The organism is Mobiluncus mulieris ATCC 35243 (assembly GCF_000160615.1).
Classification (GTDB): domain Bacteria; phylum Actinomycetota; class Actinomycetes; order Actinomycetales; family Actinomycetaceae; genus Mobiluncus; species Mobiluncus mulieris.
Window position 1 is genome coordinate 440,688 of the sequence record NZ_GG668520.1, and the last position, 19,769, is coordinate 460,456.

16 protein-coding genes and 1 tRNA gene are annotated in these 19,769 nt (G+C 56.1%); 15 read left to right on the top strand and 2 right to left on the bottom strand.

Annotated elements, in window-relative coordinates:
• Position 1: 1 nt before the first annotated feature.
• The 9 genes from HMPREF0577_RS09825 to HMPREF0577_RS09870 all read left to right on the top strand — a co-directional run bounded on the left by HMPREF0577_RS09825 (position 2) and on the right by HMPREF0577_RS09870 (position 11,428).
• Complete coding sequence (locus HMPREF0577_RS09825) at positions 2-751, top strand: flagellar biosynthetic protein FliR (protein WP_004014131.1); 750 nt, start codon at positions 2-4, stop codon at positions 749-751.
• Positions 748-1,869, top strand: a complete 1,122-nt coding sequence (locus HMPREF0577_RS09830) for an EscU/YscU/HrcU family type III secretion system export apparatus switch protein (protein WP_004013733.1) — start codon at positions 748-750, stop codon at positions 1,867-1,869. Before HMPREF0577_RS09825 ends, HMPREF0577_RS09830 begins: the two co-directional genes overlap by 4 nt.
• Positions 1,870-2,006: 137 nt before the next feature.
• Positions 2,007-4,094 (top strand): flagellar biosynthesis protein FlhA, encoded by a 2,088-nt coding sequence (flhA, locus tag HMPREF0577_RS09835; RefSeq protein WP_004013734.1) that lies wholly within the window; start codon positions 2,007-2,009, stop codon positions 4,092-4,094.
• Entirely contained in the window at positions 4,069-5,418 is a 1,350-nt protein-coding gene (locus HMPREF0577_RS09840; protein ID WP_004013735.1) for a hypothetical protein, read from the top strand. Before flhA ends, HMPREF0577_RS09840 begins: the two co-directional genes overlap by 26 nt.
• Before the next feature lie 201 nt (positions 5,419-5,619).
• On the top strand, positions 5,620-7,137 hold the full coding sequence (locus HMPREF0577_RS09850) for a phosphoribosylamine--glycine ligase (RefSeq protein WP_004013736.1): 1,518 nt from the start codon (positions 5,620-5,622) through the stop codon (positions 7,135-7,137).
• 167 nt (positions 7,138-7,304) lie between these two features.
• Entirely contained in the window at positions 7,305-8,045 is a 741-nt protein-coding gene (gene tmk, locus HMPREF0577_RS09855) for a dTMP kinase (RefSeq protein ID WP_004013737.1), read from the top strand.
• Positions 8,042-9,454 carry a DNA polymerase III subunit delta' gene (locus HMPREF0577_RS09860; protein WP_248613784.1) on the top strand — a complete coding sequence of 471 codons (1,413 nt, stop codon included), beginning with the start codon at positions 8,042-8,044 and terminating at the stop codon, positions 9,452-9,454. Before tmk ends, HMPREF0577_RS09860 begins: the two co-directional genes overlap by 4 nt.
• A gap of 32 nt (positions 9,455-9,486) precedes the next feature.
• Positions 9,487-11,061, top strand: a complete 1,575-nt coding sequence (locus HMPREF0577_RS09865) for an alpha/beta hydrolase (protein WP_036342837.1) — start codon at positions 9,487-9,489, stop codon at positions 11,059-11,061.
• Between the two features lie 291 nt (positions 11,062-11,352).
• Positions 11,353-11,428 (top strand) — tRNA-Thr (locus tag HMPREF0577_RS09870).
• Between the two features lie 258 nt (positions 11,429-11,686).
• Here the strand turns inward: HMPREF0577_RS09870 and HMPREF0577_RS09875 are convergent.
• On the bottom strand, positions 11,687-12,583 hold the full coding sequence (locus tag HMPREF0577_RS09875; protein WP_004013741.1) for a DUF4862 family protein: 897 nt from the start codon (positions 12,581-12,583) through the stop codon (positions 11,687-11,689).
• Between the two features lie 212 nt (positions 12,584-12,795).
• Positions 12,796-13,536, bottom strand: a complete 741-nt coding sequence (locus HMPREF0577_RS09880; protein WP_004013742.1) for a FadR/GntR family transcriptional regulator — start codon at positions 13,534-13,536, stop codon at positions 12,796-12,798.
• A gap of 118 nt (positions 13,537-13,654) precedes the next feature.
• Between HMPREF0577_RS09880 and HMPREF0577_RS09885 the strand changes: the two genes are divergently transcribed.
• From HMPREF0577_RS09885 to HMPREF0577_RS09915, 6 genes are all read left to right on the top strand, one after another.
• Entirely contained in the window at positions 13,655-14,989 is a 1,335-nt protein-coding gene (locus HMPREF0577_RS09885) for an ABC transporter substrate-binding protein (protein WP_004013743.1), read from the top strand.
• Positions 14,990-14,995: 6 nt separating this feature from the next.
• Positions 14,996-15,946: a carbohydrate ABC transporter permease gene (locus HMPREF0577_RS09890; protein ID WP_004013744.1), complete on the top strand. Its 951-nt coding sequence runs from the start codon at positions 14,996-14,998 to the stop codon at positions 15,944-15,946.
• A 1-nt stretch (position 15,947) separates the two neighbouring features.
• On the top strand, positions 15,948-16,820 hold the full coding sequence (locus HMPREF0577_RS09895) for a carbohydrate ABC transporter permease (protein WP_004013745.1): 873 nt from the start codon (positions 15,948-15,950) through the stop codon (positions 16,818-16,820).
• A 138-nt stretch (positions 16,821-16,958) separates the two neighbouring features.
• Positions 16,959-18,065 (top strand): Gfo/Idh/MocA family protein, encoded by a 1,107-nt coding sequence (locus HMPREF0577_RS09900; protein ID WP_004013746.1) that lies wholly within the window; start codon positions 16,959-16,961, stop codon positions 18,063-18,065.
• Positions 18,066-18,310: 245 nt separating this feature from the next.
• Complete coding sequence (locus tag HMPREF0577_RS09905; RefSeq protein WP_004013747.1) at positions 18,311-18,880, top strand: NADPH-dependent FMN reductase; 570 nt, start codon at positions 18,311-18,313, stop codon at positions 18,878-18,880.
• A gap of 430 nt (positions 18,881-19,310) precedes the next feature.
• Positions 19,311-19,646, top strand: coding sequence for a histone-like nucleoid-structuring protein Lsr2 (locus HMPREF0577_RS09915; RefSeq protein ID WP_004013749.1), 336 nt, complete (start codon positions 19,311-19,313; stop codon positions 19,644-19,646).
• Positions 19,647-19,769 lie beyond the last annotated feature (123 nt).

Here is a 19,769-nt window from a genome sequence, read left to right on the forward strand (position 1 = left end):
CGTGATAACGATACACCTCGGATTCCTTACCGCTTTCATGTTGGCCTCGATCCGGGCCACCGTGTTTCTGGTTTTTTGTCCGCCGTTTTCCAACCGGGCATTTTCCGGGCGAATCAAGGCGATGCTCGGAGCTGGGTTGGGGTTGGCCTGCATGCAACGCATCGGACCGGTAGCACAAACAGATTTCTTTGTGGTGGAATGCGTAATCCAGGCGTTTATCGGATTTTCCATGGCGCTGATGGTGCGGATTATCCTCGCCGCCATCCAGATGGCCGGTTCTTTGCTGGACCTCGAAGGCGGTTTCGCGATGGCGCAAGCCTTTGACCCCTTGACAATGACAAACCAAGCCACTTTCGGGCGGGTCTATGAACTGACCGCTATGGCACTACTGTTCACCACCAACGGGTATCAACTGTTGATTATGGGCTTGGCACGGTCTTTTACCGCGATGCCACCGGGGATGATGTTCGACATGTCGAACTATGCCGAACGCTTGGTCTATCGCTTCGCGGAACTAACCATGTCCGCCCTGGAGATTGCCGGGCCACTGCTGTTGGTGTTGTTCCTGACCGATATGGGCATGGGGCTGTTGACCAAGGTGGCGCCGGCCATGAACGCCTTTACCCTCGGTTTCCCCTTGAAAATCATGGTCACCGCGTTCTTCGCACCGGCTATTATGGTGGTGTTGCCCCAGCTGGTGGTGAAACTGGTTGACGTGGCGGTCAAATCCTGGACGGGGGTGATTCTGTGAGCGATTCCGGGGAAAAGACCGAAAAGGCCACCCCGCATCACCTTAAGAAGGTTCGCGAGGACGGTGGCCTGCAAAAATCCCAAGACCTGACCGGGTGGATATCGCTCGCGGCCGGGGCAGCTTTACTGCCCAGCCTGATGGATACGGCCGGACACAATGGGCGCGAACAAATCGCGGCGGTTCGGGAACTGGTCAACGGGGTATCTATGACCGAGATTCTGGGTTTCCTGGGGCAATCCCTGCAAGGGGTATTGTGGACGCTGCTGCCGTTCATGCTGGCCATCATGCTGGTGGCGGTGTTGGTGAACATCATTCAAGGTAAAGGCGTATTTCCTTCGGCCAAACACCTTAAACCGAAACTGCAAAATCTCAATTTAGTCAAGGGTGTCAAGAAAATCGCCGGGGTGCAAGCCCTGTGGAACGGGTTGAAAGCGCTGCTGAAAACCGTAGCGGTGGGGGTGGTGTTGTACCTGATTATTTCCGGGGTGATGGAGATAATGGGAGCCGCTGGGCACATGTCGGGTCGAGACCTGGTTAACTATGGCACGGATAAAATGTGGCTGCTGATTTGGGCCTCGGTTATCGCCGGGATAGTGGTTTCCATTCTGGATGCGTTGTTTATATTCAAGAAAAACCAGAAGCAAACCAAGATGTCTAAACAAGAAGTCAAAGAAGAATACAAACAGCAAGAGGGCGACCCGCAAATCAAGTCCCAACGGCGTTCGCGTGCCCTGCAGATGAGTCGCAACCGGATGATGAACGACGCGGCTGAGGCCGATGTGGTGGTGGTTAACCCCACCCACTACGCGGTGGCCTTGAAATACGAACCCGGACAAGGCGCCCCGAAAGTCGTCGCGAAAGGAGTCGACCATCTGGCATCACGAATCCGCGAGATAGCCCTGGACAACCGGGTGCCCATGGTTGAAGACGTGGCCTTGGCTCGAACCCTGTATTCCACAGCTGAGATTGGCGTGGAAATCCCCGAGGAACTCTATACGGCCGTAGCCCAAGTCCTGGCCTTTTGTTTACTGCTTAAAAAACGCGGTGCCCGGGGAGGAATACATAAGATGCCGCAGGACTTGTTTGCCCAAATGGCACCTCGTGACCCCGAAAACTAAGACAAAACGTAACCCCAAAGACCCTGGTGACCCACGATATACTAAGAAACACAAAAAGATAGACGATAATAGAAATGTCCGGCTCGGATATGGGATGGCGCAATCGCGGGCGGACATTTCCGTAAAGGGAGACTGGTTTGAAGTTCGATTTCAAGATGCTCTCGAGGCTGGCGATGCCAATAGGCGTGGTCGGCATCGTTATGCTGCTGGTTTTCCCCCTGAAACCCTGGCTGATAGACATCCTGTTCGTCTTGTCGATTATGCTGTCCATGATTGCCCTGTTGACCACCATGTTCGTGGAAAAACCGCTGAATTTCTCGGTGTTTCCGACCCTGGTGCTGGTGGCGACCCTGTTCCGGCTGGGGTTGAATATCGCTTCGACCCGGCTGATTCTGACCCCGGGATCGGGGGGTGGTTCGGGCAAAGCCGGGCAAGTTATCGAAGCCTTCGGTACCTTCGTAGTCGGCGGAAACTTCGTGGTCGGCATGGTTGTGTTCATCATCCTGGTGATTATTAACTTCGTGGTAATCACCAACGGTGCCGGGCGGGTCGCCGAAGTCGGGGCGCGTTTCACCCTGGACGCGATGCCCGGTAAACAGATGGCGATTGACGCGGATTTGAACTCTGGGCTGATAGACGAGGAAACCGCCCGGGCGCGCCGAGCCGAGATTGCTTCCGAGGCCGACTTTTACGGAGCCATGGATGGTGGTTCCAAATTCGTCAAAGGCGATGCGATAGCCGGTATCGTCATCACGATTGTGAACCTGATAGCTGGGTTCATTATCGGGATGGCAATCGAAGGCATGAACGCCACCGATTCCATTGCGACCTATTCCCAGTTGACCGTCGGCGACGGGCTGGTCTCGCAGATTCCGTCCCTGTTGATGAGCCTCGCGACCGGTGTGATTGTCACCCGCTCCAAGGACTCCCCCGAAGGCGGCATCGGCGGGGACTTTACCAAACAACTGTCCCAATCGTTTTCCGCCCTGATGATTGCGGGTATCGCCGCGATTCTGATGGGACTGGTGCCGGCCATGCCGAAACTGCCGTTCCTGGTAGTCGGTGCCCTGCTGGTATTCGGGGGATGGAAACAACTGAGCGCCTTGAAACGAGCTGAAACCGAAGAAGAGGTGATGGTCGAGGAAGACGAAACCAAACCCGCCGGGGAAACCCCCGAACAGCTAATCGAACAAATGCGGGTGCCGGCTCTCGAAATTTTGCTGTCCCCCGACTTGATTGACTTGGTGGGCGCAAATACGGATACGGATTTGCTGGCGCGGGTGCGCGGCTTGCGCCGTAAAGTCGCCCTGGAATCCGGCTTCGTGTTGCCCCCCGTGCGCACCCGCGACTCGGTGGATTTGCCGGTTTCCACCTATGTGATTCGCATGTCCGGGGTGGAAGTCGGGCGGGGCATCGCCCCACCCGGCAAGGTTTTAGCGCTGGGCGACGCGCTGGATGATTTGCCCGGGGATTTGACCCAGGAACCCGTGTTTGGGCTGGCTGGAAAGTGGATTCCCGTCGAACTGCGCTATAACGCGGAGCTAAGCGGCGCCACCGTCGTCGACCGGGTGTCGGTGTTGATTACCCACTTGAGCGCTTTGGTGTCCGAAAACGCCGCCAGGTTGCTGTCACGCGAAGACGTGCGAATCCTGGTAGACGGAGTGCGCCAAACCAACCCTTCGGCCGTCGAGGAGCTGATTCCCGCGATGCTGTCCCTGGGTGAAGTGCAAGTCGTGTTGCAAGGACTGCTCGAAGAACAGGTGCCCATCCTGGATTTGCCCCGTATCTTCGAGGCACTGTCGGTGCGCGCCAAACAAACCACCGACCCCGAACAGCTGATTGAGGCCGCCCGGGCGGAACTGGGGCCATCCATCGTGTCGAAGTACGTGATGGAAGGCGTATTGCGGGTTATCACCCTGGATCCCATGTTTGAACAATCCCTGTTGGAAACCGTGCGACCGGGGGACGAAGGCTCGCAGCTGGCCTTGGATCCCGACCGGATGGAGGACTTTTTGAACCAAACCCGCGAAGTTACCGAGCAAGCCGAGCAATCCGGTTTCTCGGTTGTTTTGGTTTGTGCGCCTGTCTTACGCCCGGCGCTTAGAAAACTTGTTAACCTGGGTATAGCGCGCCTGCCGGTGCTGTCCTACACCGAGGTTTCAGGAGCGAAAGTAATGATCGAGACGATGGGAACAATAAGTGGCAGCCACGCGATATCTGGTTGAAGGCGACCGCCTGGACGTCCTCATTGGCCAGGTGAAACGAATGGGGCGTCGCGTTACCGTGCTTAAAGCGGAAAAGGTCCGCAAAGGCGGTCTGGCCGGCGTGTTCTCGAAAGAACACTACGAGGTACTGGTCGAAGTCGAAGGGGTCGGCGAGCCCCCCGAACAGTTCTCTAATGCCACCGCCACCGCCACCGCTGCGCCCGCGCGTCCCCGACACCGCACTTTGTCCGAACAAGCCCAGGATGCCGGGTTTTTTCGCAAAAAACACGTCGCGAAAAGTACCCGTTCAGATGGGGACGGCTCCGGTGGGTTAGAGGTGGGGGACACGGCCGCATTAGGTGCCAGCCCGGATGCCAGCGACTCTGGGTCGGGAACTGACCAAAAAGACGAAGGCCTGCGGAATTTATTGAACGAAGCCCGATCCCAGCTAGATTCGGGCACCGAAGCGGCGGCCGCCGATTTGGAAGCCCAACTGGCCGCGATGGGAATCAGCCAAACACCCCCGGTGGCACCTCATGAATCCGCCCCCAACCCCGCGACCAACCCCAGCGGCCTGCGGTCTGGCGCCACGATGATGGACGCGCGGCTGCAAGGCGTGGCCGCCCCCGGACGCAGCGGATCAGCCATCCCGCGCCCGGTCATCAATCATTCGCCCGCCGCCCAGCGCATCGCGACGGAACAAGCCACGAAACTGGGATTCCCCTCGGAATTGTTGGCCGAAATGCCCGTGGACGGCTCGACGGAAATCGATATTGATGATTTTGTGGCCGCCCTGCCGCAACCCGTGGAATTGCTGGAAAAACCCGGATCCACGATTGTGGTTATTGGGGCGGCGCCAATCGCCCTGTCCGTGGTGGAAACCGCGCAACGCCTGGCTGGGAGGTTGGGCGACGAAGGGTATTGCGTGCTGGGCGGGCCGAAAACCACCCTGCCGGGCAAAGCCTTGCGGGCACGTTCCGCCGAGGAACTGCGTCGGATAATGGACGAGCGACCCGGGCAAACCTGTGTGCTGGCGCTGGCGGATTCCCTGATAGAGGCGCATCGGCGCACCATGAGCAAACTGATTTCCATGATTTATGTCGACCAAACCTGGGCGGTGGTCGACGGGCGGTCGCCACTGGAAAAGATTCAATCCTGGTTGAAAGGCTTGCCCGATGCCCTGCACCCCGACACGCTGGCAGTGCAACGGATTTGGGAGGCCGAGCGCCCCGGGGAGCTGTTCGAGATTGGCGTACCGATTGGGATGCTAGATGGGGTACCAGCACGCGGCGAGGCCTGGAAGATGCTGTTGGAAGATATTCTGGGGTCGGGCGAAAAAGAATAGCCTATGCTATCTTAAGCGAAGTTTCGCCCCGGGGTTTTCAAGTGGTGATATTGGAAACTTTGCGGTTATCCGCATTAACCCGATGCAGTTTTTGGTCGCCGACCTGGTCAAAGGATGCGCGGGCGGTGCCGAGACTTACGACGACCCCGGGCTGGGATGGTAATTTTTCGACCCCTGTATTTCCAAGGCTAAACTAAAGGGGTGAAGGTTTTACTCTTGGGATCTGGGGGGCGCGAACACGCCCTGGCGCGCGCTATTGCCGCCTCGAAGCAACTGTCTGAACTGGTGATAGCTCCGGGGAATCCCGGCACGGCTGCCCTGGGTCGCAATGTGGATTTGAATCCGAGCGACCCCGAGGCGGTGCTCGCGCTGAGCCAGGAAATCGCCGCTGACCTGGTGGTTGTCGGCCCGGAGGCGCCCCTGGTCGCGGGGGTGGCAGACACCCTGCGTGCCGCTGGTTTCGCGGTGTTCGGTCCATCTCGCGCCGCCGCCCAGTTAGAAGGCTCCAAGGCTTTTGCCAAAGAGGTCATGACGGCAGCCGGAGTTCCCACCGCTGCGGGCGTGGCTTGTAGCACGTTGGCGGAAGCTCGCGCGGCGCTGCAACGTTTCGGGGCACCCTACGTGGTGAAACAAGATGGTTTGGCCGCCGGCAAAGGCGTGGTCGTGACCGAGGATTTCGCGACCGCGCTGCAACATGCCGCCGCCTGTATTGACGCGGCTTCATTAGGTGCCAGCCGAGAATCCGGCGCCACGCCCGCACCCGAGGTGGCGCCTCATGAAACGGGGTCGACCAGCGGCACCGCGCCCGCCGCGTCGCCGGCGGTAGTGATAGAAGAATACTTGGACGGCCCAGAGGCCTCGGTGTTTTGCCTGTGCGACGGGGAAAACGTCGTGGCGTTGCCGCCCGCCCAGGACTATAAACGCGCCCGCGACGGGGGCGAGGGGCCGAATACCGGCGGGATGGGGGCGTACTCCCCACTGCCGTGGGCGCCGCCTGACCTGGGACAACGCACTGTCGAGGGGATAGCGCGCCCGGTTTTGGCCGAGATGGCGCGGCGTGGCACGCCATTTGTGGGGCTGCTGTATGTTGGGCTGGCGTTGACTTCGCGCGGACTGCGGGTCGTGGAGTTCAATGTGCGCTTTGGAGACCCGGAAACTCAGTCGGTTTTAGAACGGGTCGAGTCGGACTTGCTGGCTTATCTGTGGGCGGCGGCCACGGGTTCATTAGGGGCCATGCCCGAGTTACAGATCAGTGCCGAAGCGGTGGTCAACGTAGTGCTGGCGGCTCCCGGCTATCCGGGAACCCCGCAGGTCGGCGGGGTTATCACCGGCCTGGACGCGGGGTGCGGGATGCCGGGGGTGCATGTGATTCACGCGGGAACCCGGCTGGCACCTCGTGAACCCGGGGCGGACGGCGTGAACGGGACGGACGGGACGAGCGAGGCCAGCGGGGTCGTAGCTTCTGCGGCTGGCCAGATGGAACCCAGCAGGGCAAGCGGCGCAAACCAAACGGTAGCCCGTAAACCTGCCGCTGCGGTTCCCGGTGCCGACATGCGCCCTTTGACCAGCGGCGATGCCCTGGTTTCGAGCGGCGGACGGGTGCTCTCGGTGGTAGCGCGCGGGGTCGACCTGGAGACAGCTCGCGAGCGCGCGTACGCGTTGATGGCGAAAATCCACCTGGAGGGCGGGCATTTCCGCCACGATATTGCTGCTTTATAGGGTCGTGGACACATAAGCGTCTTTGGGATATCTTGATATCGAGATAAGCCCCTGACCTGTGGTTTTGTCGGCGAATTACCGTAGCAAAAGGGCTTGTGTGTCCAGGACAGGCATTGCAGGCACTCCCAGATGCTCAGTTATAGAGAGCCCCTTGTTAGACTGGATTCATGTCATTTAGTGAAGCGCTGGGAATGGGGGAATTCCGCCCCAATACCAAGGTCGATTTTGGGAAAATCGTCGAGGTGCGCTCGACTCGCGGTGCCTTTGTCGCCTTCGAAGGCACCGACGGCGTGGGCAAATCCACCCAAATTAAACTCGCCGCTGACTGGGTCAAAACCCGGGGCTGGGAAGTGGTTACTACCCGCGAACCGGGCGGTACAAATCTGGGGCGACAGCTACGCGAACTCCTGTTGGAGGCCGGGGAAACCACCGTTTGCGAGGGACAGGTCGCACCGCGCGCCGAAGCCCTGCTGTTCGCCGCTGATCGCGCCCAGCATGTGGCGGAACTGATAGTCCCGGCGCTCAATGCCGGCAAAATCGTTATCAGCGACCGATTCATGGCCTCGTCCGTGGCCTACCAAGGACAAGGCCGGGATTTAGGGCCAAAAGAAATCCGGGATTTATCCCTGTGGGCTACGGGAGGTTTGACCCCAAACCTGACGGTACTGTTGGATCTGGATCCCGAAATCGCCTGGGAACGTCAACAAAACGACGAAACCCGGGTTTCCCCCGACCGGATGGAAGGCGAAGGCCTGGAATTTCAACGCAAAGTCCGAGCCCGGTTCCGGCGCCTGGCCGAAGAAAACGAGACCTGGATGGTGGTGGACGCGAGTCTGGCGCCAGAGGAAATCGCCGCTCAAGTGCGGCTCCGCCTGGCGAGCGTTCTGCCGATTATGAAATCGTGGTGAAACTTGTGAACGAACAATACGCGGTTAGTCCCGGCGGGGGGGTTTGGGCCGAGGTGGTTGCCCAACCCCGGGTCGTCGCGCAGCTTTCCCGAGCCGCAAAGGTCGCGCGCGCCTTGATCGCCTCGGGTACCTTAAATGACTCTGGTGACGCGGTTTCACGAGGTGCCATTAACTCGCTGGCACCTCATGAAACCACGACCCCCCTAAACCCCGAAACCGCCGCCGCCGGGGTCAAACCGACACCAGGAAGCGACGCGACCCCAAACCCGGGTGCGGACGCCAGCCAAGTAGCGCCCCCCGGAGTCAACCTGGCGGCGATGACCCACGCCTGGTTGTTTGTGGGGCCACCCGGTTCAGGACGATCCGTGGCCGCCAAAGCCTTTGCCGCCGCGCTGGTCTGCGAACACCCGCGCGAAACCGGCTGCGGGACATGCCGACAATGCGAGGCGGTGCGCAAAGGCATCCACCCCGATGTCACCGTGATGACCACTGAACTGGTCCAGGTCACCGTCGCGGAAGTGAAGGATTTAATCCGCGTCGCCTACCAGCGACCTGTGCGCGGGGCGTGGCGCGTCATCATTGTCGAGGACTACGACCGGGTGACCGAGGCAAGCTCAAACGTGTTGTTGAAAGCCATCGAAGAACCCCCCGAACGCACCGTGTGGCTGCTGTGCGCCCCCAGCGCCTCGGCAGTGCTGCCCACGATTCGATCCCGGTGTCGCCTGGTGCAACTGGCCGTGCCCACCGCCTCGGCCGTGGCAGATTTGCTGGTGCGACGCGACGAAGTGGAAGACCCCGAACTAGCGGCGGCGGTGGCCGGGGAATCCGGGGCGCATATCGGGCGGGCACGCGCCCTGGCGAAAAACCCGGAATTGCGGGCGCGGCGGCTGCGGATGCTTGAAACAGTGGCGGGGATGCGCAGCGCCAGTGATGCGTGTTGGACGGCGGCAGCGCTGGTCAAATACGTCAGCCTCGAAGCCGGGGCACGGCAGGCCACCGACGATGAAGCCGAAAAGTCCGCGCTGTTGCGTTCCCTGGGGGTGAACCCCGACGACCCGGATTTTCACCCCACCCGCGAAGTGAAAGCTCAGCTGAAACGCCTGGAGGAAAGCCAGAAACGCCGGCACAAACGCCTGGAACTGGACACGTGGGATCGACTGCTTGAAGACCTGGGGGGATTCTACCGCGACGCGATGGTGCTGGATTTGGGCGCCAAGACTGCCTTGCAAAACCAGGTATTGGAGCCTTTGATTCGCCGTTTCATAGCCCAAGGTAACGATGCCAAAACCAATATCGCCCGCCTGGAGGCAATTCGCCAGGCCAGATGGCACCTCATGCACAACGGACAACCCACCCTGACCATGGAAGCACTATGCCTCGACCTTACCGCGCACAAAAACGACGTATAGTGCAAAATAAGAGGGAAGACAGAAGGGAAACCATGAAACGAATCACCAAGACCTGGGTCGTCGCGACGGCCGCAGTTACCGCGCTGGGACTGGCCGGATGCGTGGCGCCACAACCGAAAGTAACCCCCACCAAGATGGCGATTCCCACCCAAACCGCCAGTTTGAAACCGAGCCTGAACGAGTTCTACAGCCAGAAACTCGATTGGAAGCCCTGCGAGGACGACGGGAAATTTGACTGCGTATTTTTGAAGGTTCCCCTTGACTATGACCATCCCACCGGGGAAAAAGCCGAAATTGCGATGAAACGCCTGGCAACCAAGAACCCCAATAAGCTTGGTTCTATTGTGATGAACCCCGGGGGACCTGGCGGATCCGGGATTGATACGATGAAACCGGATGCGGTGGCGTATTTCTTTACCCAGAGGGTACGGGATAACTACGATGTGCTGTCTTTCGATCCGCGCGGGGTTAACCACTCGAAGCCGCAGATTAAATGCCGCACCCCCAAGCAGCTAGACGAAGATAACGCCCGCTATATCGACACTTCCACCCCCGAGGGACGTGCTGAAAGTGTGGCTGACAGCAAGCTGTTGGGACAGCGGTGTCTCCAGAATTCCCCGGGGATTACCAAGTTTGCTTCCACCGCGAATGCGGCGCGGGATTTGGATATTATGCGCGCCGCCCTGGGCGATGAACGCCTGAATTACTTGGGGTATTCCTACGGGACGTACCTGGGCACGATTTACGCCGACTTGTTCCCCGAACGGGTAGGGCGTTTTATCCTGGACGGGGTGTTGGATGTCTCGGCGGATATCAACCAGGTAGCCACCGCCCAGGCCGCCGGATTCGAGAATTCACTGCGCGAGTTTTCCCGGCAATGCCAGGAAAACCACCGCAAAGACTGTCCTTTGCGCGGGGGAACCGAGGCCGGATTGTCGCAAATCAAAACCCTGTTGGAGTCCCTGAAAACTTCGCCGCTGCCCACCAAAGGGGGGCGGGATTTGACCTTGCCGCTGGCTTTCACCGGGATTATTGGCAATATGTACAACCAGGCCTCTTGGTGGCAGTCTTTGATGCCGGCTTTGCACGCGGCGATACTGGATGGGGATGGCAGTGGTTTGCTGAATGCGGCGGATATGTACAATTCCCGGGAATCCGACGGCAGCTATAAGGATAATGGCGCGGATGCTTTTATGGTGATTAATTCCCTGGATTATGTGGCGGTGGGAACCGAAGCCCAGTGGGAAGAGGATGCCAAGAAGCTTGAAGCGGATAATCCCACGATTGGCAAGTTGTTTAGCTACCCGTCGCTGGGTTTGCAACAGTGGCCGGTGCCGGGGGACAAGACGGCGAAACGTCGGGTAAACCCGAAACTGGATGGGGATATTCTGTTGATTGGTACCACGGGGGATCCGGCCACGCCGCTTTCTATGGCGCAAAACGTGCGGGGGATGATGAGTCACTCAAAGTTGTTGACCGTGCAGGGTTGGAATCACACGGCTTATAACTCGGTGGCGCCCACCTGTGTGCGCAATATCGGGGATACATACCTGTTGACTGGCCAGGTTCCCACGGATCAGGACGGGACTTTCTGTAAGGTTTCTTAGGGTTGCGTTGGTTTTCGGGGTCGTTTGGTTTCGGCTTCATGAGGTGCCATCCGGATTTGCTGGCTGATTGTCTGCGGCTGGTTTATTGGGGATGAAATCAGGAAAATTTGGGATAGGACGGTTGATTTTAGGGCTGGTGTGCCGGTTTTTTCCTGAATTTGTCGCCATGGCACGTTATGGCCGGTTTTCCCTGGGGACGAGCCGGTAAAAACTATATTTGAGCCGCGCGGGTTTTCCCGCTAAACTTAAACTTGTCCTTTTTGCGGTTCGCTTGCGGGCGTGCCCAGGTAGGCCGCCTTAGCTCAGTCGGCAGAGCGATTCACTCGTAATGAATAGGTCGAGAGTTCGATTCTCTCAGGCGGCTCCACGATTTACGCCCGTAAATTCGGCCTGCGTGGTACTCGGCGCAGATAGTTTCGCCTTGCGCCGAGATTTAGAAACACTCGGTTTCATTTTCGAATCAGCGGTTGGGCACAGTAACGCGCAGCTGTCACGTCCAGACGGCTCGCGCCGCTGGCTGGTTTGTCGCCGTGTAAACTTACGCTTGTGCGGCGATGGCACCTCATGAAGCCGCCGTAAACCTGCTGGTCGCACTCAGCTCCCGGACCCGACCCCACTTGCCGGGCTATCCGAGAGCGGCGCGGTAAATGTTTTCCAACATCGCCACGCGCTGGGGCAAGGTGGCGGTCGGCGGCACACAAATCTTGGCACCAAGGTATTTGGTGCCTCCGGTTTGGGCGGCGGCCGCGCAGCGGGCGATTTCATGAGGTGCCAGCAACGAGGCGGGCTCATCGCTTGAGGCGGGCAGATGCCCGTCAATCCAAGCGTAGCCGTACTGGGTTTCCGCCGGTCCTGCCCCAGAGAACATCAGCCCGGCCAACACCCCGGCTTCGGCACAGGCTTTGATATGGTCAAAGGCGGTTTGGGTGCTCCGCCCTTCCACGACGCTCCGCCCCCAGTTAAGGTGAACCCCTAGCCCGAGTTCCCGACAGATAGCGATTTCCGCCTCTAGCGCCAGGAAGCCCTTTTCGGGTGCCTGGGTGGGAAGATAACGGTCACAGTGTTCCACGACTGGCTGAGCGCCGTTCCAATCCCACTCGCACAACTGATCCAAGGAACGCCGGAAGGCCGCAGCATCGGCTTCGCGCGTGGGGGCAGAGTGCAGTTGCACCTTGGTGATGACGGCGCGCCCGGTGAGTTCCGCGAGCCTGGCCACAGCATCGCGAATTTCACGGGTGAAGTTCACGGCGGCTTGGCGGCCTGCTTCGTTTGGGGAGGCCAGGCCGAAATGCGGGTTTTTCCCGACATTTTGCATGGTTCCGGGAATAGCCGTGATGGTGTTGGTGTGCCAATGCGGTGCGATAACGGCAGCAATATCGCCAGGGTTGCTGGCTAATACTCCGGGATAAGGAATCTCGATACCGGAAACCCAAGGGGTTTCAGCGAGGAGCCGATAGTAATCCGCTTGCATTTCCGGGGCGGGCAGTGAGGCATATGCTCCGACCACAAAAGGCAGTTCCATGTGTTTTCCTTCCTAAATATTTCATTGTCTTGGGCTTTGAGACCTACGGTATTGGGCTTCACGTGCTTCTTTGAACAGCGTCAAGGCCTAGAGCTAGTACGAATAATCATAACAGCCGCAGCTATGCTAGTCAGACTTGATTGCATCGAGGCGCTTTCAGTCTACCGGCAACGAGAAACCTGTCAAACAACCTCGGATTCAAGTTTGGATTGCTAATCCTGGGTGGCTTCGGAGACGAAGTAATTCGGGTGCGGTAAGGATTCGAGGAGCGGCCTGTAGTGGTCGCGCAGCAAGTGGCGGTACTGAGCGGTATCGCCACTTTCGGCGGCTTCGAGGATGAGGCGATGCTGAGTGGCGGTTTGCATCAGCTCTTTGCTGGTGCGTGGAGGAAGTTTGGGATAGACCACGTCTTCGATGTCCCAGAATGCGTCTATCAGCTGTACCAGTAACAGGTTGTTCGCAACTTTGGCAATTGTAAGGTGAAACTCGCGGTCGGCCTGCAGGAAAGGACGGCCTGTTCGAGCGGATTCCTCCATTTCGGCAACGGTACGATGCAGGGGGACGGAGTAATTACCAGCGAGCTTTTTAACCACCTCACCAGCGTATCCGGCATCAATTTTGGCTCGCAGCTCAACGATGTCCCCAAAAGCCATTAACCCTCCGTTAGGCGTGAGGGCACCGCGAAAAATCAGAGACTGCACCATAGGCTGTAGACTCATATTGCTGACGAAAGTTCCTAGACCTTGACGAACCTCGACAATGTCCAAGGTAGAGAGAACTTTGATGGCTTCCCGGACGGAGGCACGGGATACATCCAAGATTTCGGTGAGTTCTGCCTCCGAGGGCAGCAAATCTCCGCTTTGTAATCCTCGTTCTAAAATCAAGTCCTTTATGGCTCGAACCACCGGGTTATCGGTGGCGCGAAAAGAACGGTTGCGCCTACGAGTACTCACGAGCCTCCAAAAATCTTATAGTTTTGATGCTTGACGTCGCACTAAAAGATGATATCATACCCGTATAACGTCAGACATCGGACGTCTGGTGTTTCAATTCCAACGAAGGAGTTCAAATATGTTCAAGAGCAAGAAAATCTTTGCTGGTTTGGCTGCCCTCGCGCTGACCCTGACTGGGTGCACCTCAGCAACGGAGCAGAAACCAGCGGCTGATGGAGAGCTGTCCGGGGAAATCACTTTCTGGTCGAGCTACACACAAGGCCCGCGTGCCGAATATATGCAAGAAATGGCAGATCGTTTCACCAAGAAACATCCGAAGGTCAAAATCAAAATCGAACTGTTCTCTTGGGGAGAGTTCTACACCAAGTGGACAACCGGGCTATCCACGGGCAATGTCCCCGACATCTCTAGTGCTCTGCCCAACCACGTTACTGAAATGATTGACGCAGACGCGATTACTCCCCTCGATGACGTAATCAATGACATTGGCAAGGATCGCTTCTACGAAGCAGCTCTCGCCGAGGGTGCTAAGGATGGTAAGCACTACTCAGTACCTCTCTATACGCACGCCCAGCTGATGTGGTATCGCAAGGATTTGCTGGAAAAAGCAGGTCTGAAAATTCCTCAAACATGGGAGGAACTCAGTCAAGCTGCGCGTAAACTCACCGATGGTAATGTCTACGGCTTGTCGGTACCGATGGGAACCAATGACATGATGGCTACCAGGTTCCTCAATTTTTATGTCAAATCAGCCGGGAAGCGTTTGATAGGGAAAGACGGGAAGGCGGACCTCACCAACCAAACCGTCTATGATGCCATCAAATACTGGGCGGATATGTACAAGAATACTTCCCCCGATGGCTCGGTGAACTACAACGTGCTCGACCAGGCTACCTTGTACTACCAAGGGAAAACCGCTTTTGATTTCAATTCGGCATTCCATATTTCGGGGGTGGAGGCCGCTACTCCTGATTTGATGGATAAAATCGGTGCTGTTCCTTTGCCGCGCATGAAGGCCTCAGACCCGGTATACGGTGGGGAGACCACGAACCAGCCCATGGTGGTGTGGAAGAATTCCAAGCACCCCGAGGTAGCTAAGGCATTCCTGAAGACCCTTTACCAAGATGATGACTACATTCGTTTTCTGCACTCTGTCCCGGTAGGGATGATGCCGGCCTTGAAGGACATTGCTAAAAACAAGAAATTCTTGGCCAATCCCTACATTGAAAAGTACCGCTCTATCGTTGATGCCCTCAACGAAGTCATACCCATGGGTACCTCCATCGGCATGGAAGACGGCCCCACTTTGCAATCCGGCCTTATCACCAGTCAAGGGGTTATTGAACAAATGATGCAAAATGTTGTGCTCAAAGGCCAGGATGCCGAAACAGCGGCGAAAGATGCCGAAAAGAAGCTCAACGACATGTTCAAGGCTGCTGGTGCCATTAAGTGAGTCCTGATGAACGTGAAAACTCGTGATGCGGGGCTTGTCCAAGATGCGGGAAGCCGTGAGAAAAAGCTAAGTCAGGGAATAAAAAATATCAACTGGACGGGGATTGCCTTCGTTGCGCCCTCGGTAATAGTGGTGGTGGCACTCCTGTTTTACCCACTGGGATCTTCCGTACACTATTCGATGACCAACAAGAACCTGATTAAAGCTCATTACGAGCTGGTCTGGTTGGACAATTTTACCCAGCTCCTCACGGATCCCACATTTTGGCAAGCCTTCGTCACTTCCATCAAATGGACGGCACTTTCGATTGTGGGACAGCTAGCGCTTGGGTTCATCCTGGCGATGGCTTTGAACAGAATTAGAAGGTTCTCCGCCTTGTTCCGCACCCTTTTGATAATCCCCTGGGCATTCCCCGCTGTAATCATTGGTTTTGGCTGGAAGTGGATTCTCAATGACGTGTACGGTGTGGTACCGAACGCGCTGGTAGACATGGGTTTGACAGATGGTCTGGTGGCTCTACTTGCCGACCCAAAGGCCGCCTTTTGGATGGTACTGTACATAAACGTATGGTTTGGAACCCCACTGTTTATGGTCAATATCCTCTCGGCGTTGAAAACTGTTCCCGGGGATCAAATAGAGGCTGCGACCGTAGACGGAGCCAGTGCCTGGAAGCGTTTCTACTACATTACGCTGCCACACATCCGCGCCGTTATCGGGCTCCTCGTGGTTTTGCGCACAATCTGGGTGTTTAACAATTTTGACCTGCTGTTCTTAATTACTGGAGGGGGACCCGGGGATGCTACCACGACGCTGCCGATATTCGCCTACCGGACTGGGTGGGGTCTGAAACAGTTGGGTATGGCTAGTGCGGTGACTATCCTCCTGCTGGTGTTCCTAATTTTGGTGGCCAGCATCCTGTTCCGCTTCATAACTCGTTGGGAAAAGGAGACTAGCTAAAATGAGCCTTGCGACCAAACCGGCGAAGAAGTTCAAGCTCAGCCACAATGCCAGTCGCACGCTTGTTAGCGGATGCGCCTACGCGCTGCTGTGCTTTGTGTCTTGCGTATTTGTGTTTCCTCTGCTGTGGATAGTTATGTCCAGTTTCAAAAACGGTGTGGACTTGTCCAGCGACCCCACAGCATTGCTGCCGCAACACTTTACCTTGGAAAACTACCGACACGTACTCTTTGACATGGGATTCATCACCAATTTGAAGAACAGTTTCATTGTGTCGATTGTCACGACCATCTTGGCAGTGGTAATTTCTTGTTTCGGTGCCTACGGCATCGTACGGTATTTCCCTAGAGTCGGCAGACAAATAACTCGCCTACTGGTAACCGCCTATATGTTTCCCCCGGTATTGTTGGCCGTGCCCTATTCGATGGTGCTGGCAAAAATCGGATTGGTAAACACCTACACTGGGCTGGTGCTGGTGTATCTGTCCTTCTCGATTCCCTACGCGCTGTGGATGTTGGTAGGTTTTTATCAAACCGTGCCGCGTGAGATTGAAGAGGCCGCAGCCGTGGATGGAGCCTCGAAACTCCATATTTTTGCCCGGATTGCAACCCCCATCGTGGCTCCGGGAATCGTAGCCACCACCATCTACACTTTCATCAACGCATTCAACGAGTTCTTGTACGCCTTGCTGTTTATGGGGACGTCGGACAAGATGCCAGTAGCGGTGGGTTTGTACTCTCTTACGGGAACGGAAGTGCTCGACTGGGGGGCGCTCATGGCAGCATCCACATGCGTAGTAGTGCCTTCGGTCATCGTGTTTTTGGCCATTCAAAAATACGTGGCTGCGGGGCTTACAGAAGGGTCGGTGAAATAGAGTTAACCGACGTTTAACAACAGTTTCAAGCGGATTAACCGCCTTAATGCATCAGGTGAAATCTTTGGGTATTCAGAATACTCACGGCTGGTGTGTGCAAAATTCAACCATCTCACAATTTGAAACAGAGGAAATCAAATGACAATCAACTATGGTGTTCTTGGTTCCGGTTATTTTGGAACCGCAGAAGCACTCGCTCTCCAGGCTCTAGATGGAGCCAATGTTTGGGGAATTTACGACCCAGAAAATGCTGCCGAACCGGCGGCAAAGGTTGGTGCCCAAGTCTATAAAACCATGGAGGAATTGGTTCGAGACCCGGATGTTCAGGCAATTGTTGTGGCATCACCAAACGGGAAACATGTGGAACCAGTCTTGGTTGCGGCTGAAGCTAAAAAGGCCATATTTTGTGAAAAACCTATTGCTCTAAACTATGCCGATTGCAAGCGCATGGTCGATGCGGCCAAACAAAACGGTGTGTTCTTTATGGCTGGACATGTGATGAATTTTATGAATGGGGTACGCCTGGCCAAAAAAATCATCCGCGAAGGAAAGCTCGGCAAAGTGCTGTTTGTTCGCGCGGTCAGAAACGGCTGGGAAGGCCAGCAACCCAGCGTGTCATGGAAAAAAATCCGCGAACTCTCTGGGGGGCACCTTTACCATCACATCCATGAACTTGACTGTGTCCAATCTATCCTCGGACCTGCTCAAAGCGCCACTATGATTGGAGGCAACGTGGCACATAGAGGGGAAGGCTTCGGGGATGAAGACGATATGTTGCTAATCCAGTTGCGCTTTCCAAATGGAGCCTTCGCTACTCTCGAATACGGGTCAGCTTTCCGCTGGCCTGAACACTATGTGCTCATCCAAGGGGAAAAGGGAGCTATCAAAATTGATATGCAAAACACTGGGGTAAGCGTGCGTATTGACGGCAAGATAGAGCATTACTTGCTGCACAGAAACGAAGAAGAAGATGCCCAGCGCACCGCAATCTACGCCAACTCTGAGACCGATGGAGCGGTTCAATACGGAAGTCCGCACAAGGTGCCGCCTCTTTGGCTAGCTGGCATCGTTGAAGAAGAAATGCGCTACTTCCACGGCCTCATGCAAGGAGCCAAAGTGGATCCGGAATTTGCCAAACTTACTGACGGCACTGCCGCTATGGAAGCAATTGCTACGGCCGATGCCGCCACTCGTTCCCTAAAAGAAGGTCGAACCGTCAAAGTGAGCGAAATCACCGGCGAATAGGCTGTCTCAAAGGGCTATGTTTACAAATGTGTCAGGAAACGCAAGGGGGTGATATCGGGTTGGAGTGACAGCGGAACCCGTCAAAATCGGGAATTAAATAGTTTGGGGCTGCGTCTTTTTATCTCCTCGTGGACGCAGCCCCAACTTGTTTGCACTCCCATTTTGAATCCGGGGTCGGGATGCGCCGAAGGTAGGCCTTGATATAATAGATGAGCTGTATAGGACTGACAGAAAGGTGTATAAATATGTCCAAGAAAGTTGCGGTTTTGGTTGGTAGCTTGCGTAAAGGTTCCATTGCGCGGAAAATCGCGCTCAACGCTATAGAAATGTTCCCCGCGGGATTCGAGGCGCAAATCGTGGAAATCCGCGATTTGCCACTCTATGATTTTGACTATGACGACCCGGCGGTAGAGGATAAGCCTTTGCCCGCCGTGTACGCCGAATTCCGGGAAACCATCAAGTCTTGTGATGCGGTATTGTTTGTCACCCCGGAAAATAACCGTTGTATCCCAGCGTGCCTTAAGAACGCGGTGGATATCGGATCGAAACCGAATGCGGATGTAGCGTGGAAGAATCTGCCGGCCGGGATTATCAGCCATTCCGTTGGGAAAATGGGGGGATACAGCGCCCAGAAAAACCTGCGCCTGGCGCTTAGCTATTTCGATATGACGCTGCCTGGCCAGCCCGAGGTGTTCCTGGGGCAATCCCCGACGCTTTTGGACGAGGCCGGCAAGTTTAATAATGAAAAGACCCGCGACTTTGTTCAAGGTTACATCAACCGGTTAGTAGCGCTGGTTGAAAAGGACTGCTGCTAGGGTGCGGGGGCGCCGTAATTGGCCGGATTACTTTTGACTGGTGAGGACGGGTTCATGAGGTGCCATTTAAATGGCACCTCATGAAAAGCAACGAACATACCTGAAACCAATAAAGCAACCCGGCACATCCCCGGCTCGGTCTTGGTCGGCCACCGACCAAGACCGCTTTTAACCCCCAAATAACCCGAAATCAACCCCATATAATCCCTGACAGGCTTCATCCGCCGCCGAGAGTCCAACAGATATTAAGGCAATATCGGGTTGTTTACACGTAAGACAACGGTGAGGTGCTGTAAAACCTAAGAACTTTCCAGATAAAAATGAATATGGGGTACCTATTCAACGGGTCGCGCTTGATATTCTATACTTAACCGGGTTATCATCGTTATGTTATTCCACTTTCTATTACTTTCAAGGATTGGAGACCTTTATGGCAAAGAAAGTTACTACCGTTCTGATTGACGATATCGATAAGGGGCCAGCCAGCGAAACCGTCGCGTTTGCTTTGGATGGAATCAATTACGAGATTGATTTGAGCGTTACTCACGCCAACGAGTTGCGTGAAGATTTCCGTCGTTGGACGGAAGCGGGTCGTCGGGTACAGGGACGTCGTCGTCGTGGTACCGGTGCTCAGATTGATTACGCGGCACGCGAATACAACCGTAAGGTGCGCAAGTGGGCGCTAGAACGCGGTATAGATGTCAGTGATCGTGGTCGCGTGCCGAGCTCGATTATGGAACAATACAAGCGCGAAAATGGCGAGTAATCCCGGTTTCTGTTGCTAGGGGGACTTGGTCTGAATACGGGATTTGTGGCTTGGTGATATCTTCTTGGCTTACTGCCGAACTCATATTACCGAACCCTTATTGTCTACCTTTGTGGGGCGAGT